The organism is Peribacillus frigoritolerans (genome assembly GCF_040250305.1).
Classification (GTDB): Bacteria; Bacillota; Bacilli; order Bacillales; family DSM-1321; genus Peribacillus.
Map to the genome: position 1 here is coordinate 1,706,110 of NZ_CP158190.1, position 22,667 is coordinate 1,728,776.

Annotated in this window: 22 protein-coding genes; all 22 read left to right on the plus strand. The window is 43.0% G+C overall.

Features of this window, described 5'->3' with window-relative positions:
• The first annotated feature begins 24 nt into the window (after positions 1–24).
• Entirely contained in the window at positions 25–744 is a 720-nt protein-coding gene (gene sigE, locus ABOA58_RS08470) for an RNA polymerase sporulation sigma factor SigE (RefSeq protein ID WP_034313874.1), read from the plus strand.
• Positions 745–895: 151 nt separating this feature from the next.
• On the plus strand, positions 896–1,675 hold the full coding sequence (gene sigG, locus ABOA58_RS08475) for an RNA polymerase sporulation sigma factor SigG (protein ID WP_034313871.1): 780 nt from the start codon (positions 896–898) through the stop codon (positions 1,673–1,675).
• Positions 1,676–1,895: 220 nt separating this feature from the next.
• Positions 1,896–2,165 carry a YlmC/YmxH family sporulation protein gene (locus ABOA58_RS08480; protein ID WP_137018790.1) on the plus strand — a complete coding sequence of 90 codons (270 nt, stop codon included), beginning with the start codon at positions 1,896–1,898 and terminating at the stop codon, positions 2,163–2,165.
• A 54-nt stretch (positions 2,166–2,219) separates the two neighbouring features.
• Complete coding sequence (gene pgeF, locus ABOA58_RS08485) at positions 2,220–3,047, plus strand: peptidoglycan editing factor PgeF (protein WP_350301956.1); 828 nt, start codon at positions 2,220–2,222, stop codon at positions 3,045–3,047.
• Positions 3,048–3,049: 2 nt separating this feature from the next.
• Entirely contained in the window at positions 3,050–3,721 is a 672-nt protein-coding gene (locus tag ABOA58_RS08490) for a YggS family pyridoxal phosphate-dependent enzyme (RefSeq protein ID WP_350301957.1), read from the plus strand.
• Between the two features lie 21 nt (positions 3,722–3,742).
• Complete coding sequence (locus tag ABOA58_RS08495) at positions 3,743–4,207, plus strand: cell division protein SepF (protein ID WP_137018787.1); 465 nt, start codon at positions 3,743–3,745, stop codon at positions 4,205–4,207.
• A gap of 6 nt (positions 4,208–4,213) precedes the next feature.
• Positions 4,214–4,480: a YggT family protein gene (locus tag ABOA58_RS08500; protein WP_350301958.1), complete on the plus strand. Its 267-nt coding sequence runs from the start codon at positions 4,214–4,216 to the stop codon at positions 4,478–4,480.
• 133 nt (positions 4,481–4,613) lie between these two features.
• Positions 4,614–5,387 (plus strand): RNA-binding protein, encoded by a 774-nt coding sequence (locus tag ABOA58_RS08505; RefSeq protein WP_350301959.1) that lies wholly within the window; start codon positions 4,614–4,616, stop codon positions 5,385–5,387.
• A gap of 85 nt (positions 5,388–5,472) precedes the next feature.
• Positions 5,473–5,988, plus strand: coding sequence for a DivIVA domain-containing protein (locus tag ABOA58_RS08510; protein WP_034313857.1), 516 nt, complete (start codon positions 5,473–5,475; stop codon positions 5,986–5,988).
• 394 nt (positions 5,989–6,382) lie between these two features.
• On the plus strand, positions 6,383–9,151 hold the full coding sequence (gene ileS / locus ABOA58_RS08515; protein ID WP_350302824.1) for an isoleucine--tRNA ligase: 2,769 nt from the start codon (positions 6,383–6,385) through the stop codon (positions 9,149–9,151).
• Positions 9,152–9,346: 195 nt separating this feature from the next.
• Entirely contained in the window at positions 9,347–9,817 is a 471-nt protein-coding gene (gene lspA, locus ABOA58_RS08520; RefSeq protein WP_350301960.1) for a signal peptidase II, read from the plus strand.
• A complete protein-coding gene (locus ABOA58_RS08525; RefSeq protein WP_214750815.1) occupies positions 9,810–10,727 on the plus strand; it encodes an RluA family pseudouridine synthase in 918 nt (305 codons plus the stop codon). The genes lspA and ABOA58_RS08525 overlap by 8 nt, the downstream gene beginning before the upstream one ends.
• 196 nt (positions 10,728–10,923) lie before the next feature.
• Entirely contained in the window at positions 10,924–11,466 is a 543-nt protein-coding gene (gene pyrR, locus ABOA58_RS08530; RefSeq protein ID WP_241591299.1) for a bifunctional pyr operon transcriptional regulator/uracil phosphoribosyltransferase PyrR, read from the plus strand.
• 176 nt (positions 11,467–11,642) lie between these two features.
• Positions 11,643–12,932: a solute carrier family 23 protein gene (locus ABOA58_RS08535; RefSeq protein ID WP_350301961.1), complete on the plus strand. Its 1,290-nt coding sequence runs from the start codon at positions 11,643–11,645 to the stop codon at positions 12,930–12,932.
• Between the two features lie 198 nt (positions 12,933–13,130).
• The gene (locus ABOA58_RS08540; protein WP_350301962.1) at positions 13,131–14,066 is read left to right on the plus strand and encodes an aspartate carbamoyltransferase catalytic subunit; all 936 of its coding nucleotides are present in this window, start codon (positions 13,131–13,133) and stop codon (positions 14,064–14,066) included.
• Positions 14,029–15,315, plus strand: coding sequence for a dihydroorotase (locus tag ABOA58_RS08545; protein WP_350301963.1), 1,287 nt, complete (start codon positions 14,029–14,031; stop codon positions 15,313–15,315). The genes ABOA58_RS08540 and ABOA58_RS08545 overlap by 38 nt, the downstream gene beginning before the upstream one ends.
• The gene (locus tag ABOA58_RS08550) at positions 15,312–16,418 is read left to right on the plus strand and encodes a carbamoyl phosphate synthase small subunit (protein WP_350301964.1); all 1,107 of its coding nucleotides are present in this window, start codon (positions 15,312–15,314) and stop codon (positions 16,416–16,418) included. The genes ABOA58_RS08545 and ABOA58_RS08550 overlap by 4 nt, the downstream gene beginning before the upstream one ends.
• Positions 16,397–19,603, plus strand: a complete 3,207-nt coding sequence (carB, locus tag ABOA58_RS08555) for a carbamoyl-phosphate synthase large subunit (RefSeq protein WP_350301965.1) — start codon at positions 16,397–16,399, stop codon at positions 19,601–19,603. Before ABOA58_RS08550 ends, carB begins: the two co-directional genes overlap by 22 nt.
• Positions 19,600–20,379, plus strand: coding sequence for a dihydroorotate dehydrogenase electron transfer subunit (locus tag ABOA58_RS08560; RefSeq protein ID WP_350301966.1), 780 nt, complete (start codon positions 19,600–19,602; stop codon positions 20,377–20,379). The genes carB and ABOA58_RS08560 overlap by 4 nt, the downstream gene beginning before the upstream one ends.
• A complete protein-coding gene (locus ABOA58_RS08565) occupies positions 20,376–21,317 on the plus strand; it encodes a dihydroorotate dehydrogenase (RefSeq protein ID WP_101224602.1) in 942 nt (313 codons plus the stop codon). Before ABOA58_RS08560 ends, ABOA58_RS08565 begins: the two co-directional genes overlap by 4 nt.
• Entirely contained in the window at positions 21,289–22,005 is a 717-nt protein-coding gene (pyrF, locus tag ABOA58_RS08570; protein ID WP_350301967.1) for an orotidine-5'-phosphate decarboxylase, read from the plus strand. Before ABOA58_RS08565 ends, pyrF begins: the two co-directional genes overlap by 29 nt.
• Complete coding sequence (gene pyrE / locus ABOA58_RS08575; RefSeq protein WP_350301968.1) at positions 21,999–22,634, plus strand: orotate phosphoribosyltransferase; 636 nt, start codon at positions 21,999–22,001, stop codon at positions 22,632–22,634. The genes pyrF and pyrE overlap by 7 nt, the downstream gene beginning before the upstream one ends.
• Positions 22,635–22,667 lie beyond the last annotated feature (33 nt).

Here is a 22,667-nt window from a genome sequence, read left to right on the forward strand (position 1 = left end):
CGTTTATTAGAAGGGAGAATTATTTTGAAGAAATTCATTCTTCGGCTCACTTATTTTTGGTACAAACTATTGTTCAAGCTCGGATTGAAAACGGACGAAATATTTTATATAGGAGGGAGTGAGGCACTGCCGCCTCCCCTTTCAAAGGAAGAAGAAGCTATACTGATCAATAAATTACCCAATGGCGATGAAGCTGCACGCTCGATCTTGATTGAACGTAATTTAAGGCTGGTGGTTTATATTGCCAGGAAATTTGAAAATACCGGCATCAATATTGAAGATTTAATCAGCATTGGTACCATAGGTTTAATCAAAGCTGTGAATACATTCAATCCTGAGAAGAAAATAAAACTGGCTACATATGCTTCAAGATGCATCGAGAATGAAATATTAATGTATTTACGCAGAAATAACAAAATCCGTTCTGAAGTTTCTTTTGATGAACCTCTGAATATTGATTGGGATGGAAACGAACTTCTGTTATCCGATGTACTTGGAACGGACGATGACATTATCACGAAAGATCTTGAAGCAAACGTTGACCGTAAGCTGCTGACAAAAGCACTTACACAGTTATCTGAACGTGAAAAACAGATAATGGAACTCCGTTTTGGACTTGCAGGCGGAGAAGAAAAAACCCAAAAGGATGTTGCCGACATGCTGGGGATTTCCCAATCTTACATTTCTCGTTTGGAAAAAAGGATTATTAAGAGGCTTCGTAAAGAATTTAATAAAATGGTGTAAAAAAATAATTTTGCTTAAATGTCAATCAAATCAATACTTTGGTAGCTATATTGAAAAATAATGGCGGATTTCTGTTCTAGCCATGTGCATATTTTTTCCTCCCGCGGAGATACTGTTTTTTGTACAGCGCTCCTGTGAGGAGGGAATAATTTTGTCTCGTAATAAGGTTGAAATCTGCGGTGTGGATACATCAAAATTACCGGTTTTAAAGAATGAAGAAATGAGAAAACTCTTTAAAGAACTGCAAGATGGCGATATTTCAGCAAGAGAAAAACTGGTAAACGGGAATCTTCGACTCGTTCTAAGCGTCATTCAACGCTTCAACAATCGGGGAGAGTATGTAGATGATCTATTTCAGGTAGGCTGTATAGGGTTGATGAAGTCGATAGATAACTTTGACCTAGGTCAAAATGTTAAGTTTTCAACGTATGCTGTACCGATGATTATTGGAGAAATAAGAAGATATCTTCGTGACAATAATCCAATTCGGGTATCCCGTTCTTTAAGAGACATCGCTTACAAAGCTTTGCAGGTAAAAGAGAAGCTCATAAGCCAGACCCTTCGTGAGCCGACAGCTGAAGAAATCGCCAAGGTGTTGGAAGTACCTCATGAAGAAATTGTTTTTGCACTAGATGCTATACAAGATCCAGTTTCACTTTTTGAACCGATTTATAATGATGGCGGGGATCCGATTTATGTACTCGACCAACTGAGTGATGAAAAAAATAAAGATAGTACCTGGATTGATGAGATAGCTATAAATGAAGGTATGAGACGGTTGAATGACCGGGAAAAAATGATCCTTCGTAAACGGTTTTTCCAAGGGAAGACGCAAATGGAGGTAGCCGAGGAAATCGGCATTTCACAAGCACAGGTCTCCCGATTGGAAAAAGCGGCAATCAAGCAAATGAATAAAAATATCCAACAGTAGAAGCTGAGCATGAGAAGTAGTTAGCTGAAGCGGGTAGGGCAAAAATGTCGATACCCGCTTAGCAGCTACTTATCCATAGCGGCTTTTTTATTTTGTAGAAAAGCCCTTCCGTGAATCGAATGGACGTTTATTTATCGTATTCTTCATCCTTGAGCGCATCATGTCATATACATAGGAATAGGACCTTCATCTATGATGAAATTTTGAGGAGCTGAGTGATGTGACCAGGATTTCCGAATTTCAAATTAAGGATATCGTCAATATAGCGGATGGCAAGAAATTAGGTAATATGTCAGATCTTGAAATCAATACGGCCACGGGGAAAATAGAGGCCATTGTCGTTTCGAATGGAACCAGATTAATGGGTTTTTTTGGCAAGGAGCAGGATATTGTGATTCCGTGGCGCAAAATAAAAAAAATCGGTGCAGATGTCATACTTGTTGAACATCAGACGGTATTTCAAGCAGAACTGAAAGATGAACGGTTTTAAGGTGCATGGCGCAAATATATGATACACTAGACTAAAAATAAAGAGGTTTATAGCATGAAAGAGCCATTTGTTTTAATAAAAGATCAATACATGCTCATTGACAGCTGGAGACAAAAAAATCTCCAGCTCGTAGCGGGCTTCACCACAAAAAATGGGGGAGTCAGTACAGGTGATTTTCAAACATTGAATACCGGTTTTCATGTCGGTGATGAACTTGAAGATGTCCAGGGAAACCGCAGGGTTATAGCCGATAAGCTGATGTTTCCGCTTAATGAATGGATAGGCGCCGAGCAGACACATGAAACGAAAATCCGTCAAGTTACCAGCCATGATGGCGGGAGAGGTGCTGCAGATTATGATTCGGCCTTTAAAGCGACTGACGGATTCTATACGAAGGACAAAAACGCTCTATTGACCCTTTGCTATGCAGACTGCGTGCCCTTATACTTTCTTGCTCCGGCACATGGTATGATTGGGGTGGCACATGCTGGCTGGAAGGGTACCGTTAATGGAATTGCACGAAAAATGGTTGAGGCTTGGCTGAGTGAGGGTATAAAAGCAAATGAGATATTTGCCGTTGTTGGACCGTCAATTTGTTCGAAGTGCTATGTAGTTGATGATTATGTCATGGATTTAGTGCAGAATTTGCTGGTAGATATTGACGAAAAGCCCTATAATTTAATCAGTGAAGGACAATATCAGTTGGACCTTAAGCAACTTAATGCATTGATTCTTCAAAAATCAGGAATTCCACAAAGTCAGATCGACGTTACATCATACTGTACAAGCTGTGATCATGAATTGTTTTTTTCACATCGCCGTGATAACGGGAAGACAGGCAGATTGATGAGCTTTATCGGTTGGAAGGAGGATTTAGAGTAATAGTGAAAGTAGTGGACAATTTAAAAAACATCGAAGAAAAAATAAATAGAGCATGTGAAAATAGTGGAAGGGCCCGTGAAGCGATAAAGTTGATCGCAGTGACGAAATATGTTTCGGTCGAGAGAGCGAATGAAGCATTGGAAGCGGGAATACTCGATTTGGGTGAAAACCGTGACGAAGGGCTTTTGACTAAATATGAAGTGCTCAAGGACAAGCCCACCTGGCATTATATTGGTTCCATGCAAACACGCAAAGTAAAGAATGTCATCGATAAAATTTCGTATATCCATTCATTGGACCGCATTTCTTTGGCAGAAGAAATTCAAAAACGCGCAAAAGAGCCGATAAACTGTTTAGTGCAGGTGAATGTTTCTGGTGAGGAATCAAAACATGGTCTGGATCCTGACGCGACAATGGATTTCATAAAAGGGTTATCCGATTTTGATAAGGTGAATGTTGCAGGATTGATGACGATGGCTCCATTGACCGATGATGAACAGGTTTTGCGGGAATGCTTCCGGAAACTGAAGGGCATCCAGGTTGAAATACAAAATTTAGAGTTGAAGCATGCCCCCTGCACTGAATTGTCCATGGGTATGTCCAATGATTTCATGATTGCCATTGAAGAAGGCGCTACAATGATCAGGATTGGTACAGCACTTGTAGGCGAATAATTTTAAGGAGGTACGCTATAGATGTCGTTCGTATCAAAATTTAAATCTTATTTCGCGCTGGATGATGAGTATGAGTACAGGGATGAAGTGATGGAAGAAGAGGAGGCTGAACCAAAAGTCGTGAAGTCAGCTAAACAGCAGCAGTCAGCTTCTGCAGGGAATAATACAAATCAGAATATCGTAAGTTTGCAAAGCGTACAGAAATCTTCTAAAGTAGTATTATTGGAGCCTCGTGCTTATGCAGAAGCCCAGGAGGTAGCTGACCATTTAAAAAACAGGCGCGCTGTAGTCGTGAACCTTCAACGAATCCAGCATGACCAAGGAAAGCGAATCATTGATTTTCTAAGTGGGACTGTCTATGCAATCAGCGGGGATATCCAAAAAATTGGAACAGATATATTCTTATGTACCCCGGACAACGTCGATGTTTCCGGTAATATTACCGGCTTCGCCGCCGAAGAGGAGTACGAAGAAGCGAGGTGGTAATGGTTAATGGGTTTAGTGCTTCAGGGTTTATATTATTTAATTGAATTTTATTCAATGGCATTAATCGTTTACATATTGATGTCATGGTTCCCCAATGCAAGGGAGACATCGATTGGTCAATTTCTGGAAAAGATTTGCGAACCGTATTTAGAACCGTTCAGAAAGTTCATTCCGCCACTTGGCATGATCGATCTTTCACCTCTTGTTGCTTTGCTGGTACTTAATTTTGCCAGCGGTTATGGAATTAATTACTTACAGACTTTGATAGGATGATCAACAATTAACCTGACATGCATCTTACTACACAGTCGGAAGATTCTCCGCTGTGTAGTTGCAACGCAGAATGAGTTTAATCAATTCCTATGATAAACCATTAATTTAATAACTAAGGAGCATTTATTCAATCATGAGCATTTATCAGCATTTCAGGCCGGAGGAAAAAGATTTTATTGACCAGGCCATGAATTGGATTGATCAGGTTAAAAATTCCTACGCTCCGAAACTATCTGATTTTCTTGATCCGCGTCAGCAGGAAATCCTTACTTCCTTAATGGGGAATGATCCGGATGTGAAACTGCAATTCAATGGCGGGAGCGATTTCGTAGAGCGAAAACGTGTGCTCATTTACCCTGATTATTACTCTCCTGAACCATCGGATTTCAATATCTCCTTATACGATATCTCCTATCCAAAAAAATTTGTAACGCTTGAACATAGGCAAATACTTGGAACCTTGATGTCACTGGGGGTTAAGCGTGAAAAATTTGGTGATATAATAGTGACGGAGGAGCATATTCAATTTATAGCTGCCGAAGAGATGGATTCATATCTCACTGGGAATCTGGAGAAAATAGGTAATGCTTCCGTTTCCATGAAACGGCTTCCGATCGAGAATATCGTCCAAGTTAAGGAAAAATGGGAAGAGCATGTAACCACCGTCAGTTCCCTTAGGCTTGACAGTGTGCTATCGTCCGTCCTGAATATGTCCCGTCAAAAGACGCAGGCCTTGATAACGTCAGGAAAAGTAAAGGTGAATTTCAAGCAAACGGAAAACGTCTCGGAAGAATGCCGTGAAGGTGATACACTTTCCATCAGAGGTTTTGGTAGATGTAAAATAGCTTCCATTGATGGGAAAACCAAGAAGGATAAGTGGAGAATCTCGTTAGGCAGACAAAAATAATTCAATAAAAAGCAGGATTTATAAATTTATTGTCGAATATAGAGTTTTAACATACTAGAGTAGAAACCGTTCTGGAGGTGCCGTAATGCCCTTAACCCCGATAGATATACATAACAAGGAATTTAACAAAGTATTTCGAGGGTATGATGAAGATGAAGTAAATGAATTTCTCGACCAGGTCATTAAAGATTATGAACTGATTTTGAGGGAGAAGAAAGAACTTGAAGATAAACTGAACGAGACTTTTGATCGTTTGGGACATTTTACGACAATTGAGGGTACACTTAACAAGTCGATTATTGTCGCTCAGGAAGCAGCCGAAGAATTAAGGCGCAATGCCCAAAAAGAAGCGAAACTGATCATAAAGGAAGCAGAGAAAAATGCTGACAGGATCGTCAATGAGTCACTTGTGAAAGCAAGGAAAATAGCGATGGATATTGAGGATTTGAAAAAGCAATCGAAAGTATTCCGGACGCGTTTCAAAATGCTTGTCGGTGCACAGCTGGATTTGCTGGACAATGACGATTGGGATCATCTTCTGGATTATGAAGTGGATGCGACTGAAATAGAATTAAATGAGAGAGTGGAAGAGGAAATTTAAACGATTCCTTGACTTTGAACACTTTTTTCGCATATAATTTTTTAACAATACTATTCATTATGAAATTAGACGATGACAGGGAAAGTAAATTCTTCACACACTTATTTTTAGCGAACCGGGGATGGTGAAAGCCCGGAATAAGCGAAGATATTGAAGATCACCCTTGAGTTCTGAGTTGAACCTGCTTGTGCAGTAAGTAAATGAAGCGTTTCATTCACGTTACGAATGCTCGAGAGGTTGGATTCACTATGTGGATCTTTCTAGCCAGGGTGGTACCGCGGGAAGCAAAGCTTTCTCGTCCCTTTTTTAGGGATGAGAGGGCTTTTTATTTTGGCCGGATATCAAGTCATCGGATCGAATGAATTTTTTTAAAAGACGGATGGAGGATTTTATGATGGAATACAAAGATACCTTATTGATGCCTAAAACTGAATTTCCAATGCGGGGGAATTTACCGAAACGTGAACCGGAAATCCAAGAAAAATGGAAAGAAATGAACATCTATAAAAAAGTGCAAGAACAAACGGAAGGACGTCCTTTATTCATTTTGCATGATGGACCTCCATATGCCAACGGCGATATCCATATGGGCCATGCAATGAATAAGGTTTTAAAGGATTTCATTGTCCGATTTAAATCGATGAGCGGTTTTCAAGCACCGTATGTACCTGGCTGGGATACGCATGGGCTTCCAATCGAAACGGCATTGACGAAAAAAGGCGTGAAACGGAAAGAAATGAGCGTTGCCGAATTCAGAAAGCTTTGTGAAGAGTATGCTTATGGTCAGATTGACAATCAACGTGAGCAGTTTAAGAGAATAGGGGTCCGTGGTGATTGGGAAAATCCTTATATCACATTAAAGCCTGAATATGAAGCACAGCAAATCAAGGTATTCGGTGAAATGGCGAAAAAAGGCTACATTTATAAAGGGAAAAAACCTGTTTACTGGTCCCCATCAAGTGAATCAGCGCTAGCCGAAGCTGAAATTGAATATCAAGACAAACGCTCTGCGTCGATCTATGTTGCTTTTGAAGTCACTGATGGCAAAGGCGTAATCGATGAAGGCGTCAAAATCATCATCTGGACGACAACTCCATGGACGATTCCTGCCAATCTTGGTATATCATTGCATCCGCAATTAAATTACGTAGTAGTGGCTGTCGAAAATGAAAAATTCTTACTTGCTGAGGCACTGCTTGAATCGGTAACGGAAACATTAGGGTGGGAAAACCCGTCTATCGAAAAAACGGTAAAAGGTAGCGAGTTGGACCGTGCTGTTGCCAAACATCCTCTTTATGACCGCGAATCTTTAGTGATGTTAGGTGAGCACGTAACGACTGAAGCTGGAACGGGCTGTGTTCATACGGCGCCTGGCCATGGTGAAGATGACTTTATCATTGGGCAAAAATATGGCTTGGACGTACTTTGTCCTGTAGATGAAAAAGGAGTCATGACGGAAGAGGCAGGGGAGTTTGCCGGATTATTTTATGATCAAGCGAATAAACCAATTACCGAAAAATTAACTGAAGCAGGCGCGTTATTGAACTTGACGTTCATTACGCACTCTTACCCACATGACTGGCGGACGAAGAAGCCGACGATCTTCCGTGCAACAGCACAATGGTTCGCGTCAATCAAAGACTTCCGCAGTGAGCTTCTGGAAGCGATTGAAGAAACCAAATGGGTACCGGCTTGGGGCGAAACTCGCCTATTCAATATGGTCCGTGACCGCGGGGATTGGTGTATTTCCCGCCAACGCGCTTGGGGCGTGCCAATTCCAGTGTTTTATGCAGAAAATGGCGAGCCGATCATTACGGATGAAACCATCGACCATATTTCAAACCTATTCCGTGAACACGGTTCAAACATCTGGTTTGAGCGTGAAGCGAAAGAACTTCTGCCTGAAGGCTATACACATGAAGGCAGCCCGAATGGTATCTTCACGAAAGAAACGGATATCATGGACGTATGGTTCGATTCCGGTTCTTCCCATCAAGCGGTACTTGAAGAAAGAGACGACTTGCAGCGTCCTGCTGACCTTTATTTAGAAGGTTCCGATCAATATCGCGGCTGGTTTAACTCATCACTTTCAACAAGTGTTGCGGTTACAGGCAAAGCGCCATATAAAGGTGTACTTAGCCACGGGTTCGCATTGGATGGCGAAGGCCGTAAAATGAGTAAGTCGATTGGGAACGTTGTGTTGCCATCCAAGGTCATGAACCAACTTGGAGCAGATATCTTACGCCTTTGGGTAGCTTCGGTGGATTACCAATCGGATGTCAGGGTTTCCGATCCTATTTTAAAACAAGTTTCGGAAGTTTACCGTAAAATCCGTAATACATTCCGCTTCTTGTTAGGGAACTTGGATGGATTCAATCCAAAAACCGATAAAGTGGCAGTTCAAGAATTGCCTGAAGTCGATCGATACATGCTGGTTAAATTGAATAAACTGATCAAACAGTCGAAGCTAAGTTATGAAAATTATGAGTTTGCTACAATTTATAATATGGTCAATAATTTCTGTACACAGGATTTAAGTTCGTTCTACCTCGATTATGCAAAAGACATTCTTTATTGTGAAGCGCCAAATGGTAAGGAGCGTTTGGCCATTCAAACGGTCCTTTACGAGTCATTGGTCAGCTTAACGAAATTGGTGTCACCGATCCTTTCTCATACAGCTGATGAAGTATGGGCGTTCATTCCGGGTGTAACGGAAGAAAGTGTACAGTTGACATTGATGCCTGAAGAAATTTCAATTGATGATGCTGAAGTCATTGAAGAAAAATGGACGGCGTTCATGGATGTCCGTGATAATGTTCTGAAAGCATTAGAAGAAGCCCGTAACCAGAAGGTCATTGGAAAATCACTGAACGCTAAAGTGATGGTCTATGTTAATGAAGAAACGAAGAACCTGCTTGATGGCATCAAGGAAAGCTTTGAACAGCTATTCATCGTATCTGAATTCGAAATCGCTGGCGATGTGGCAAGTGCCCCAGCAGAAGCGGTTAAACTTGAGGATATAGCGATCCTTGTTACAAAAGCAGAAGGTGAAACGTGTGAACGTTGCTGGAATGTTTCGAAGGAAGTAGGTCAAGTGGAAGAACATCCAACACTTTGCCCGCGTTGTGCTACAGTCGTGAAAGAGCATTACGTGAATCAATAATTCAAAAAAGGAAAGCCGGTCCCTTTATGAAGGGCCCGGCTTTTTTGTGTAAAACCCCCAGAGGGAATTGCCTTTATCCAATCTCCACTATATTCTTCAAGTACCGACAGCAGATTCTGTTTTTCGGATTAGTCATTATTTCTAGTTTATGCTACAATTCAAAAGTGAAGATTTGATTAGTTTGGGGGAAAAAATGTGTTTTATTATTTGATTGCCCTTTTGGTCATAGCTCTCGATCAGCTGACAAAATGGATGATTGTGAAAAAAATGGAGTACGGAGAAAGCATTGAAATTATTGAAAACCTTCTATATATCACCTCGCATCGAAATCGTGGGGCAGCATGGGGAATTCTACAAGGTCAAATGTGGTTTTTCTACATCATCACCATCGCTGTCATTATTGGACTTGTCTATTATATTCAGAAAATGGCGAAGGAAAGCGTTTTGCTTGGAGCTGCACTTGGTCTCATGCTAGGCGGTGCGATTGGTAATTTCATCGATCGTGTTGTTCGTCAGGAAGTGGTGGATTTCGTTCATACCTATATTTTCAGCTACAGTTTCCCGGTATTCAATGTTGCTGATGCTGCGCTTTCAATTGGTGTCGGACTGCTCGTGATTCATATGTTTTTAGAAGAAAAAAACGCTAAGGAGAAAGATAATGGATAAAAGGTTATACAGCATCGATGAAACACTAAAAGGAGTCAGGATTGATAAGGCTCTTTCCACTTTGAATGAGGAATGGTCACGTACTCAGGTCCAGCAATGGATTAAGGATGATCATGTTTTGGTAAACGGCACGGCGATAAAGACGAATTACAAAGCTGTTCCTGGCGATACAATCGAAGTGACGATTCCGGATCTTGAGGAATTGGATGCGGTAGCAGAGGAAATGGATTTGGATATCTATTATGAAGATGCAGATGTACTTGTGGTTAATAAACCGAGCGGTATGGTCGTCCATCCGGCACCTGGACATGTATCCGGCACGCTTGTAAATGGATTGATGGCTCACTGCAAGGATCTTTCTGGAATCAACGGTGTCATGCGGCCTGGAATCGTCCATCGAATCGATAAAGATACATCAGGTCTATTGATGGTTGCCAAAAATGATATGGCACACGAAAAGCTGGTCCAGCAGCTTGTTGACAAAACGGTTACCCGTAAGTATCAAGCTGTAGTTCATGGTGTGATCCCACATGACTTCGGAACGATCGATGCACCGATCGGCCGCGATAAAAAAGATCGCCAAAGCATGACTGTCACAGATTCGAATGCCAAAAATGCTGTCACGCATTTCCGGGTCATCGAACGCTTCAAGGATTTCACTTTAGTGGAATGCCAGCTTGAAACAGGAAGGACACATCAAATTCGTGTTCATATGAAATACATTGGCTTCCCGCTAGCGGGTGATCCGAAATACGGTCCGAAAAAGACCCTGAAATTAGATGGACAAGCATTGCACGCCGGTCTTCTAGGTTTCATTCATCCTCGTACAAATGAGTATATGGAATTCGAAGCTCCGATTCCGGAAGAGTTTGAAAATCTAATTAATCAATTGCGTAGAAGTAAGGATTGACAAATTCGTTTTTCTGATATATTATAATAACAACTTAATAAGAACCTTTAACACAGTTCAGAGAGACTGAGAAGGAAACGGATACGCAAAATGGGATAATTATGCCCATAGCGATAAAATCCTCATGCCTTCTTGGCATGAGGATTTTTTGTTGAAATTGACCTATCAGAAAAATGGAATCGGGGTGGCCGACGTGTTGAATGAGAAAGCCATAGTACTTGATGAGAAGGCCATTAGCAGAGCCTTGACGAGAATTGCCCATGAAATTATTGAGAAAAATAAGGGTATAGAAGATTGCGTCTTAATCGGGATACGTACACGCGGGATTTTCCTCGCAGACCGACTTGCAAAGCGCATCAATCAAATAGAAGGCAAGGAAATAGAACTGGGTGAACTGGATATTACACTTTATCGCGATGACCTTTCGAAAAAGACCAATGATGGGGAACCCATCGTAAAAGGTTCAGACATTCCGGTCAATATCACCGACAAGAAAGTGATTTTAGTGGATGATGTTCTTTTCACAGGCAGAACCGTTAGAGCGGCAATGGATGCTCTGGTGGATTTGGGAAGACCTTCGCAAATTCAGCTTGCCGTATTAGTGGATAGGGGACATAGGGAATTGCCGATTCGAGCGGATTTCGTCGGCAAAAACGTTCCGACTTCCCAATCTGAAAAAATTACCGTTACGTTAACAGAAGTAGATGAAGTAGATCAAGTTACTATATTAGAAAACTAAACAACATGAAAATTTCATATTACCCTTTTAAAGACAGTCCAGAGAGGCTGGCAAAGGGGAGTCAATCGGGAGAGCTATGCTTATGCATAGGCATTCGCCTTCTGAGAAACCCTCTTTGTATACTGCAAAGAGGGTTTTTGCAGTTTTGATGGAATTTTCATGAGGGGGATACGGAAATGGAAGAAACAAAAAGGGATATCGTACTGGATGTCGAGGACGTACCAAAGGCTGGCCAGTGGATTACGTTAAGCATCCAGCATTTGTTCGCCATGTTCGGTGCAACGGTGCTGGTGCCATTCTTGGTAGGGTTAAGCCCGGCGGTAGCGTTGGTTTCAAGCGGGTTGGGCACACTTTCATACTTATTGATAACCAAAGGTCAGATACCAGCTTATCTCGGGTCATCTTTCGCTTTCATTACGCCAATCATCGCTGCAAAGGCATTAGGTGGTCCGGAGGCGGCCATGATCGGCTGTTTTGCAGCAGGGTTCATATATGGGATAGTAGCATTGATTATCCAAAAAGTCGGATTGCGCTGGTTAATGAATATACTTCCTCCGGTTGTGGTAGGCCCGGTCATCATCGTAATCGGATTGAGCCTTGCTGGAACGGCCGTGGACATGGCAATGTATGATCCTCAAGATAAATACAGCGTCACATATATAGTTATAGCGCTGATCACTTTAGCGGTAACCATCATCTGTAACGTGTTCTTTAAAGGATTCATTAACTTAATCCCGATTTTAATGGGAATCATAGTGGGCTACGCCTGTTCGGCTGTTGCAGGAATAATAGATTATGAACCGATCAAGTCAGCACAATGGTGGGAAATGCCTGACTTCATGTTGCCATATGTAACCTATACACCGACCTTCTCATGGGAGGTCATTGCCATCATGGTACCCGTCGCCATCGTAACTTTATCAGAACATATTGGTCACCAGATGGTGCTGAGCAAAGTAGTCGGCAGAAACTTTTTGGAAAAGCCCGGTTTGCATCGCTCGATTTTAGGAGATGGAGCAGGAATCATGATTGGTTCCTTCATCGGTGGTCCGCCGCTGACATCATATGGTGAAAATATTGGGGTCCTGACGATGACAAAGGCGTACAGTGTGTATATCATCGGCGGGGCAGCATTGACTGCAATCATCTTTGGCTTTAACGGTAAGATTTCAGCAGTAATCAGCTCGATACCCAGCGCGGTGATGGGCGGCATTTCCATCTTGCTCTTCGGTATCATCGCATCAAGCGGATTAAGGATGCTGATTGATAACAAGGTCGATTTTGACAAGAAAAGAAACCTGATGATAGCTTCAGTCATCCTGGTGTTAGGAATCGGAGGAGCGTTCGTACAACTATCGGAAACGGTTTCGCTTTCCGGAATGGCACTTTCAGCCATCGTCGGAATCCTTCTTAACTTGATTCTTCCGGACCGGGAAAAAATATCCGGAAATATATTTGAAAAATAAGATACTGCATCAAAAAAATAAATCACCTTTTAAAAGAAGTCCAGAGAGGCTTAAAAGGGTGTTGCTGTAAAGATGAATGAGAACGGGATAAAGAGTAAAACCATTCCGTGTCCTCACAATCTTTATGACCTACACCCTGTCCTTAATGGCGGGGTGTTTTTTATGCCCCGCATCACAAATGTGAAAGGAGCAGGATCGATGAAAAAATTATTGACCATGAAAGAATTGACTTTGACTGAAATTGAAAGAATTTTACATGAGGCAGAGGGTTTTGCCAACGGATCCAGCTGGAATCCAAAACAGCAGACTACAGTTGCCAATCTCTTCTTTGAACCAAGCACACGTACAAAATCAAGCTTTGAAATGGCTGAAAGAAAACTGGGTCTTGAGGTCATTCCTTTTGATGCGGGTACATCATCCGTGTTAAAAGGCGAAACCTTATATGACACTGTTAGAACGTTAGAAGCAATAGGTGTAAATGCCTTGATCATCCGTCATGAACAGGATAATTATTTTGACGAATTGAATGAGAAGATCGGGATTCCAATAATCAATGCAGGGGATGGCTGCGGAAATCACCCAACCCAATCATTACTGGACTTATTGACAATAAAACAAGAGTTTAAAAGTTTCAAAGGTCTGAAGATTGCGATAATCGGTGATGTGATGCATAGTCGGGTTGCAAAATCGAATGCAGAAGCATTAACCCGTTTAGGAGCGAATGTCGTATTTTCGGGTCCTCCTGAATGGTTTGACACAACAAACAGTTTAGGAAGGTATGAAGACATCGATCATGCGGTAGCTACAGCAGATGTGGTCATGCTGCTCAGAATACAGCATGAAAGGCATGTTGAAAAATACGATCAGGAAAATGGAGAGTATCTGGAAAGTTTCGGCCTGACCAAACAACGTGAAAAAAATATGAAACCGGATGCGATCATCATGCATCCTGCACCAATAAACCGCGGTGTTGAAATAGACAGTGATTTAGTCGAATGCAGCCGCTCAAGAATTTTCAAACAAATGGAGAATGGCGTGTTCATTAGAATGGCCGTATTAAAAAATGTGCTTGAACAATCCGAAGGGGGAAACATTCATGAAAACAGTAATCAAAAATGGAGTATTGCTAGATAATCAAAACTCATTCAAAAAAGCGGACATTGAAATGGAAGGCAAGGTTATCACAAAAATCGGCGAGAACTTGGCAACGGAAAATTGTAACGTAGTTGACGCTGAAGGGTTACTTATTACATCAGGATTTGTTGACCTGCATGTCCATCTACGTGAACCGGGCGGTGAACATAAAGAAACAATCGCAAGCGGGACACTTGCAGCGGCAAGAGGCGGTTTCACTACGGTAGCGGCGATGCCGAATACAAGGCCAGTTCCTGATACAGTGGAGAACCTTGAGGCGCTTAACAGGAAGATTGAAGAAACGGCTCATGTCAGGGTACTCCCATATGCATCCATTACGATAAGGGAAGCAGGCAAGGAGCTGACTGACTTTTCTTCATTAAAACAAACGGGTGCTTTCGCCTTTACGGACGATGGCGTAGGAATTCAAGAAGCCGGGATGATGCTGGAAGCGATGAAACGGGCAGCCGCTCAAGATATGGCCATAGTTGCTCATTGTGAAGACAATAGCTTAATCAATAAAGGCTCCGTCCATGAAGGAAGATTCTCAAAAGAACAGGGGATCAATGGAATTCCGTCCGTATGTGAAGCTGTACATATTGCCCGGGATATCCTTCTTGCCGAAGCGGCGGACTGCCATTATCACGTGTGCCATATATCTACTAAGGAATCGGTAAGGACGGTAAGGGATGCAAAACGTGCAGGTATCCGAGTTACAGCCGAAGTTACACCGCATCACTTATTATTGTGTGAAGATGATATACCGGGACTTGATACGAATTATAAAATGAACCCGCCATTAAGGGGCCGTGAAGATCGGGACGCGTTGATTGAAGGACTGCTTGACGGAACCATCGATTTTATAGCAACAGACCATGCCCCGCATGCGGCAGAGGAAAAGGCACAGGGGATGCAGCTGGCTCCTTTCGGAATAGTAGGATTGGAAACGGCCTTCCCACTGCTTTACACCGAATTGGTTAAAAAGGGCGTCATAACATTAAAGCAATTGATCGATTTCATGACAATTAAACCATCTGAAAGTTTCTCCCTTCCTTATGGAGAGCTAAAAGAAGGTGCTACGGCGGATATCGTGCTCATCGATTTGGAAACGGAAAGAGAAATCAATGCTGAAGAGTTTGCTTCAAAAGGGAAAAATACACCTTTTAATGAAAAGAAATGTTATGGCTGGCCAGTCATGACGATTGCAGAAGGAAAAATAGCTTGGGAAAAAGGACGTGTTCAAGGATGAAAAGACAGCTAATTTTAGAAGATGGGACAGTATTCCTTGGGGAAGCATTTGGAGGGGACGTAGAAAAAATAGGTGAAGTCGTTTTTAACACAGGAATGACGGGATACCAAGAGATTCTATCCGATCCATCGTATTGCGGTCAAATCGTTACACTTACGTATCCATTAATCGGGAACTACGGGATAAACCGGGATGACTTTGAATCCATCAATCCAGCCATAGCAGGATTCGTCGTTAAGGAAACAGCAGAACTTCCTTCCAACTGGCGAAACCAATTATCACTAGATGAATATCTGAAAATGAAGAACATACCTGGAATAAGCGGAATAGATACGAGAAAGCTGACAAGAATCATCAGGAAATCAGGTGCACTTAAAGGGGCGCTTTGCAATATCAATAAAGATGCAAATGAAGTGGTTTCCCAATTGAAAGCAACGGTGATTCCTTCTAATCAGGTAAAACAGGTTTCAACAAAAGCACCTTATTCCAGCCCGGGCAGAGGCCCGCGGGTAGTTCTTGTAGACTACGGCATGAAGCACGGGATTTTACGTGAGTTGACGAAGCGCGGCTGTGATGTCGTGGTTGTGCCTTATAACGTCACGGCCGAAGAAGTGATGCAATATCATCCGGATGGCGTGATGCTTTCAAACGGTCCTGGAGATCCGAAAAGTGTTCATGAGACGCTCGAAATGATCCGTACAATCCAAACGCAAGTGCCGTTATTCGGAATCTGTTTAGGACATCAATTATTCGCACTTGCAAACGGGGCGGATACAGCAAAATTAAAATTCGGCCATCGAGGTTCGAATCATCCGGTTAGGGACCTTCGTACCGGAAAAGTATCCATCACATCTCAAAATCATGGATATACAGTTGAAGAGCTTTCCATAGAAAGTACAGATCTTATTGTGACACATACAGCATTGAATGACGATACGATTGAAGGTCTGCGCCATAAAAAGTATCCGGCTTTCACCGTACAATATCACCCGGAAGCATCACCAGGTCCGGAAGATGCCAACTACTTATTCAATGAATTCTTACCAATGATTGAAGCTGCAACCAACAAGGGGGAAAAAACATGCCAAAACGCACTGATATAAAAAGCATCCTAGTAATTGGTTCCGGTCCGATCGTCATCGGACAGGCCGCCGAGTTCGATTATGCAGGAACCCAAGCGTGTATAGCCTTAAAAGAAGAAGGTTATCGAGTGATCCTGATTAACTCTAACCCTGCTACAATCATGACAGACACTGAAATGGCTGACGCGGTTTATATCGAACCGATCACATTGGAATTTGTCAGCAAAATCATTCGTAAAGAGCGCCCGGATGCACTGTTACCTACCTTGGGCGGACAGACTGGCTTGAACATGGCCGTTGAGCTTGCCGAATCAGGAATCCTGGAGGAATGCAATGTCCAGATTCTTGGTACCAAACTTTCGGCTATCCAACAAGCGGAAGACCGTGACCTTTTCCGTACGCTAATGAACGATCTTGGGGAACCAGTGCCTGACAGCGACATTATTCATAACTTGGAAGAAGCTTATACATTCGTTGAACGAGTCGGCTATCCGGTCATTGTTCGTCCAGCCTTCACGCTTGGCGGAACAGGCGGTGGGATTTGTGATAACGAAGAGCAGCTTATCGAGATCGTTGAGGGTGGCCTGAAAAGCAGTCCGGTTCACCAATGTCTGCTTGAGAAGAGCATTGCCGGTTTCAAAGAAGTGGAATATGAAGTGATGCGTGATTCCAATGATAATGCAATAGTCGTTTGTAATATGGAAAACTTCGATCCTGTCGGTGTCCATACAGGCGATTCAATAGTTGCGGCACCAAGCCAAACATTAAGTGACAGAGAGTATCAAATGCTTCGAAATACGTCTTTGAAGATTATCCGGGCCTTGAAAATTGAAGGTGGATGTAATGTTCAGCTTGCGCTAGACCCAAACAGCTATCAATATTATGTCATTGAAGTGAACCCAAGGGTCAGCCGTTCTTCGGCACTTGCTTCAAAAGCTACTGGGTATCCAATTGCAAAGCTAGCAGCAAAGATAGCCGTTGGTTTGACGCTAGATGAAATGATGAACCCTGTCACAGGCAAAACCTATGCCAGCTTTGAACCGGCACTGGACTATGTCGTTACGAAAATTCCGCGCTGGCCTTTCGATAAGTTCGAAAGCGCCAACCGTAGACTTGGGACCCAAATGAAGGCGACCGGAGAAGTCATGGCAATTGGCCGTACATTCGAGGAATCCATCTTAAAAGCTGTCCGTTCCCTTGAAGCGGGTATATACCATCTTAACTTGAATGACGAGTTTGAGGATGAAAAAATAGAGAAACGGATCCGAAAAGCCGGAGATGAACGGTTATTCTATATCGGTGAAGCTATAAGAAGGGGCAAAACGATCGAAACCATTCATGAATGGAGCCAGATCGATTTATTCTTCTTGCATAAGTTGAAAAAGATAATCGACTTTGAAAAGCAGCTTAAAGAACATTCATTTGATTGTGAAGTATTGCAAAAGGCTAAAGAACTAGGGTTTTCTGACAAAACGATCGCGGAAATATGGGAAGTTCCCGAAATTGACGTCTATGAGTACCGGAAACAGCAAGGAATCATCCCTGTTTACAAAATGGTTGATACATGTGCTGCCGAATTCGAATCGGAAACACCGTATTTTTATGGGACATATGAAGATGAGAATGAATCCATCGTTACCGACAAGAAAAGTGTCATTGTTCTGGGATCAGGTCCAATTCGGATCGGGCAAGGAGTAGAGTTTGATTATGCGACCGTACATTCGGTATGGGCCATTAAAGAAGCGGGATATGAAGCGATCATCATCAACAACAATCCCGAAACAGTTTCGACGGATTTCAGTATCTCCGACAAACTTTATTTCGAACCATTGACTATTGAAGATGTCATGCATGTCATCGATTTGGAAAAACCGGAAGGGGTCATCGTCCAGTTTGGCGGACAGACAGCAATCAACCTTGCAGATGGACTAGTTGAAAGAGGAGTGAAAATCCTAGGTACTTCACTTGAAGACCTGGATAGGGCGGAAAATCGCAATAAATTTGAAAAAGCACTTAAGGATTTAGGCATTCCGCAGCCAAAGGGTAAAACCGCAACATCGGTTGATGAAGCGATCGTCATCGCTGAAGATATTGGTTACCCTGTTTTAGTAAGGCCATCGTATGTTCTCGGAGGAAGAGCGATGGAAATCGTCTATAAACAAGAAGAATTGCTGCATTACATGAAAAATGCCGTGAAAATAAATCCGGACCATCCTGTCCTGATAGACCGCTACTTAACGGGTAAGGAAATCGAAGTCGATGGTATTTCCGATGGTGAAACGGTCGTTATCCCTGGAATCATGGAGCATATCGAACGTGCCGGCGTCCATTCAGGTGATTCGATTGCAGTTTATCCGCCGCAAAATTTAACGGAAAAACAAAAAGAAGTAATCATCGACTATACGACCCGATTGGCAAAAGGATTGAATATAATTGGTCTTTTGAACATTCAATATGTCATCAGCAACGAAGAAGTGTATGTAATTGAAGTAAATCCACGTTCGAGCCGGACCGTTCCATTCTTAAGTAAAATTACGAATGTGCCGATGGCTAACTTAGCCACGAAGGTCATCTTGGGCCACACACTAGAAAGCCAAGGTTACAAATCTGGGTTAGTGCCAGAACAAACTGGGGTCTTTGTGAAAGTTCCGGTCTTCTCTTTTGCAAAATTAAGAGGCGTGGACATTTCTCTCGGACCTGAAATGAAATCGACTGGTGAAGTAATGGGGAAAGATAGCACCCTTGAAAAGGCTTTATATAAAGGATTGGTTGCTTCCGGCTTCAAAATTAAGGGGCATGGTTCGGTGTTATTGACGATATCGGATAAAGATAAGCAAGAAGCGCTACTTTTAGCAAGACGTTTCCACAATATCGGTTTCAAGCTGATAGCCACCAGCGGAACTGCGGCCCTATTGCAGCAATCGGGCATCCCGACTGCGATTGTCGGTAAAATTGGCGAAGAAGGTACAAACCTGCTGGATGTTATCCGGAACGGGGAAGCGCAATTTGTCATAAATACTTTGACAAAAGGCAAGCAGCCGGCCCGGGATGGTTTCAGAATCCGACGTGAATCGGTTGAAAATGGAGTGACATGCTTAACATCACTTGATACGGCAGAAGCTATTTTAAGAGTGATAGAATCCATGACCTTCTCGGCAGAAGCAATGGGAAAAACGGAAAAAAGTCGTGAGGTGAGCTATATATGATCAAGAAGGAACGAATGAAGGTGTTAAATCATAAGGAGCTGGCCCCATCCATCTTTGAACTTACTCTGCAAGGTGAATTAGTTTCAGAGATGAAGCAACCAGGCCAGTTTGTCCAGGTCAAGACTACAGAAGGCACTGAGCCATTGTTAAGACGCCCGATTTCAATTTCTTCTTACAACAGCAGTGAAAAACAGTTCACGATGATATACCGGGCTGAAGGGAAAGGAACGACGCTGTTATCACAGCGTAAAGAGGCGGAAGCGGTCGATATTCTTGGACCCCTTGGCAACGGATTTCCCGTTCATGAGGCCAAAAAGGGAGAAACGGCATTATTGGTTGGCGGCGGGATTGGTGTCCCGCCCCTGTATCAACTATCACAGATGTTGGTTGCGAAAGGTGTAAAGGTAATCCATGTATTGGGCTTCCAGACCAAGTCCGCCATCTTTTACGAAAAAGAATTCAGTGAATTGGGTGATACCCATATAGCCACGGTGGATGGTTCATATGGGACAAGAGGATTTGTTACGACTGTAATAGACAACCTGGAGCAAGAATTTGCAACGATCTTTTCCTGCGGGCCTACACCAATGTTAAGAGCGTTGGAAGCGGGCTATCGTGAGAAAAAGCTTTACCTGTCCCTCGAGGAAAGGATGGGCTGCGGCATCGGTGCATGCTTTGCCTGCGTGTGTCATACAGGGGATGATCCCACTGGTTTCAGTTATAAAAAGGTATGCAGCGATGGACCCGTATTCCGGGCAGGAGAGGTGGTACTATGAGCAGGCTTTCAGTTGAATTACCAGGATTACATTTGAAAAATCCAGTCATGCCAGCATCTGGATGCTTTGGATTCGGCCGTGAATACAGTCAATTTTTCGACTTGGATATTCTTGGGGCGATCATGATCAAAGCGACCACCCCTGAGCCGAGGTTCGGTAACCCTACTCCGCGTGTTGCGGAAACCTCTTCGGGAATGTTGAACGCCATCGGTCTGCAGAATCCAGGTTTAGAAAAGGTCATCAGTGAAGAACTGGCCTGGCTAGGTGGGTATGATGTTCCCATCATCGCCAACGTTGCAGGTTCTCAAATAGCAGACTATGTAAAGGTTGCCAGGGAAATAAGCAAGGTCGGGAATGTAAAAGCACTTGAATTGAATATCTCTTGTCCGAATGTAAAAGAAGGAGGCATAGCTTTCGGTACGGTACCGGAAGTTGCCAAAGAAGTAACCAAGGCGGTCAAGGAAGTATCTTCCGTTCCTGTATATGTGAAGCTTTCACCGAATGTCAGTGATATTGTGGAAATGGCCAAAGCTGTAGAAGAAGGCGGGGCCGACGGGCTGACAATGATAAATACATTAGTCGGCATGCGGTTGGATTTAAAGACTGGTAAACCGATTCTTTCGAACAGAACGGGAGGTTTATCTGGCCCTGCAATAAAACCTGTTGCGCTCCGGATGATTTATGAGGTAAGCCAGCAAGTGTCGATTCCAATAATCGGAATGGGCGGCATCGCTACAGCGGAAGACGTCATTGAATTTTTCTATGCGGGTGCCAGTGCTGTTGCGGTGGGAACCGCGAACTTCGTGGATCCCTTTGTATGCCCGACCATCATTGAAGAATTACCGAAATTGTTGGATGAGCTGGGATTTGACCATATTTCAGAATGTACCGGAAGGAGCTGGAAGCAGAATGAAACAGTCACTAATTATCGCTCTTGATTTCCCTGACTTCATTAAAACGGAGAAATTCCTAAAACAGTTCCACTCGGAAAAACTGGCTGTAAAAGTGGGGATGGAATTATTTTATCAGAATGGACCATCAATAATCTCTTTCGTAAAAGAGCAAGGCCACGATGTGTTTTTGGACTTGAAGCTTCATGATATTCCGAATACGGTCAAAATGGCCATGACAGGATTGGCAACTTTAGGTGCCGACATGGTCAATGTACATGCGGCGGGTGGCCAAAAGATGATGGAAGCAGCCATCGAAGGCCTGGATAAGGGAACTTCCGCTGGTAAAAAGCGTCCATTATGCATAGGGGTTACCCAACTGACGAGCACGTCACAAGAACAAATGAATGTTGAGCAAAACATTGCCGGATCTCTGGAGGATTCGGTCCTCCATTATGCAAAACTTACTAAACAGGCAGGTTTGGATGGCGTCGTCTGTTCCACCCATGAAGTAAAGAACATACATGAACGCATCGGTCATGAATTTTTAACGGTCACACCTGGAATCCGAAATGCAGGAGGACAGACGCATGATCAAAAGAGAATTGCCACGCCTGAACAGGCTAGGGAATTTGGAGCGGATGCCATCGTTGTAGGAAGAGCCATAACGGGGGCGGAAGATCCATTAAGGGCGTATTTGGATATGAAAGCAGCTTGGGAGGGAATATCATGTTAAATAATAAGATAGCTGAACATCTTTTGGAAATAAAAGCAGTGTACCTACAGCCGAATGACCCATTTACTTGGGCATCTGGAATTCAATCACCCATTTATTGTGACAACCGCTTAACCCTTTCATACCCAGAGGTTCGCAATGAAATAGCGGAAGGATTGAAAGGATTGATTGAACAGCACTTCCCTGAGGCTGAACTGATTGCAGGCACAGCAACTGCCGGCATTCCGCATGCAGCTTGGGTGAGTGAAAAATTAAATGCACCGATGTGCTATGTTCGATCCAAAGCCAAGGAGCACGGAAAGGGCAATCAAATCGAAGGCCGCGCCGTTCCAGGACAAAAAGTGGTGGTTGTGGAAGACTTGATTTCAACCGGCGGAAGTGTAATTACTGCTGTTAACGCGCTGAAGGAAGCAGGATGTGATGTTCTAGGAGTCGTTTCGATCTTTACTTATGAATTGGAAAAGGGAAAAGAAAAATTCGATGCTGAGGGCATTATTAACCATTCGTTGAGTGACTACTCGACTTTAATAAAAGTCGCTAATGAAAAAGGGTACATCACGGAAGATGAATTGGAAAAGCTAAAAAAATGGCGGGAGAATCCTGCTGATACAGCTTGGATTTCAGCATGAAAATAGAGGTGGCCCAATCACGGAGGATTGGGC

Bases quoted from the DNA above. Each gene is read 5' to 3' on its own strand.
- ileS (WP_350302824.1), top strand. From the start codon at position 6,383: ATGGAATACAAAGATACCTTATTGATGCCTAAAACTGAATTTCCAATG.
- ABOA58_RS08495 (WP_137018787.1), top strand. From the start codon at position 3,743: ATGTCGTTCGTATCAAAATTTAAATCTTATTTCGCGCTGGATGATGAG.
- ABOA58_RS08510 (WP_034313857.1), top strand. From the start codon at position 5,473: ATGCCCTTAACCCCGATAGATATACATAACAAGGAATTTAACAAAGTA.
- ABOA58_RS08505 (WP_350301959.1), top strand. From the start codon at position 4,614: ATGAGCATTTATCAGCATTTCAGGCCGGAGGAAAAAGATTTTATTGAC.
- ABOA58_RS08545 (WP_350301963.1), top strand. From the start codon at position 14,029: ATGAAAACAGTAATCAAAAATGGAGTATTGCTAGATAATCAAAACTCA.
- ABOA58_RS08560 (WP_350301966.1), top strand. From the start codon at position 19,600: ATGATCAAGAAGGAACGAATGAAGGTGTTAAATCATAAGGAGCTGGCC.
- ABOA58_RS08540 (WP_350301962.1), top strand. From the start codon at position 13,131: ATGAAAAAATTATTGACCATGAAAGAATTGACTTTGACTGAAATTGAA.
- pgeF (WP_350301956.1), top strand. From the start codon at position 2,220: ATGAAAGAGCCATTTGTTTTAATAAAAGATCAATACATGCTCATTGAC.
- ABOA58_RS08500 (WP_350301958.1), top strand. From the start codon at position 4,214: ATGGGTTTAGTGCTTCAGGGTTTATATTATTTAATTGAATTTTATTCA.
- ABOA58_RS08565 (WP_101224602.1), top strand. From the start codon at position 20,376: ATGAGCAGGCTTTCAGTTGAATTACCAGGATTACATTTGAAAAATCCA.
- ABOA58_RS08550 (WP_350301964.1), top strand. From the start codon at position 15,312: ATGAAAAGACAGCTAATTTTAGAAGATGGGACAGTATTCCTTGGGGAA.
- ABOA58_RS08535 (WP_350301961.1), top strand. From the start codon at position 11,643: ATGGAAGAAACAAAAAGGGATATCGTACTGGATGTCGAGGACGTACCA.
- ABOA58_RS08525 (WP_214750815.1), top strand. From the start codon at position 9,810: ATGGATAAAAGGTTATACAGCATCGATGAAACACTAAAAGGAGTCAGG.
- pyrE (WP_350301968.1), top strand. From the start codon at position 21,999: ATGTTAAATAATAAGATAGCTGAACATCTTTTGGAAATAAAAGCAGTG.
- carB (WP_350301965.1), top strand. From the start codon at position 16,397: ATGCCAAAACGCACTGATATAAAAAGCATCCTAGTAATTGGTTCCGGT.
- pyrF (WP_350301967.1), top strand. From the start codon at position 21,289: ATGAAACAGTCACTAATTATCGCTCTTGATTTCCCTGACTTCATTAAA.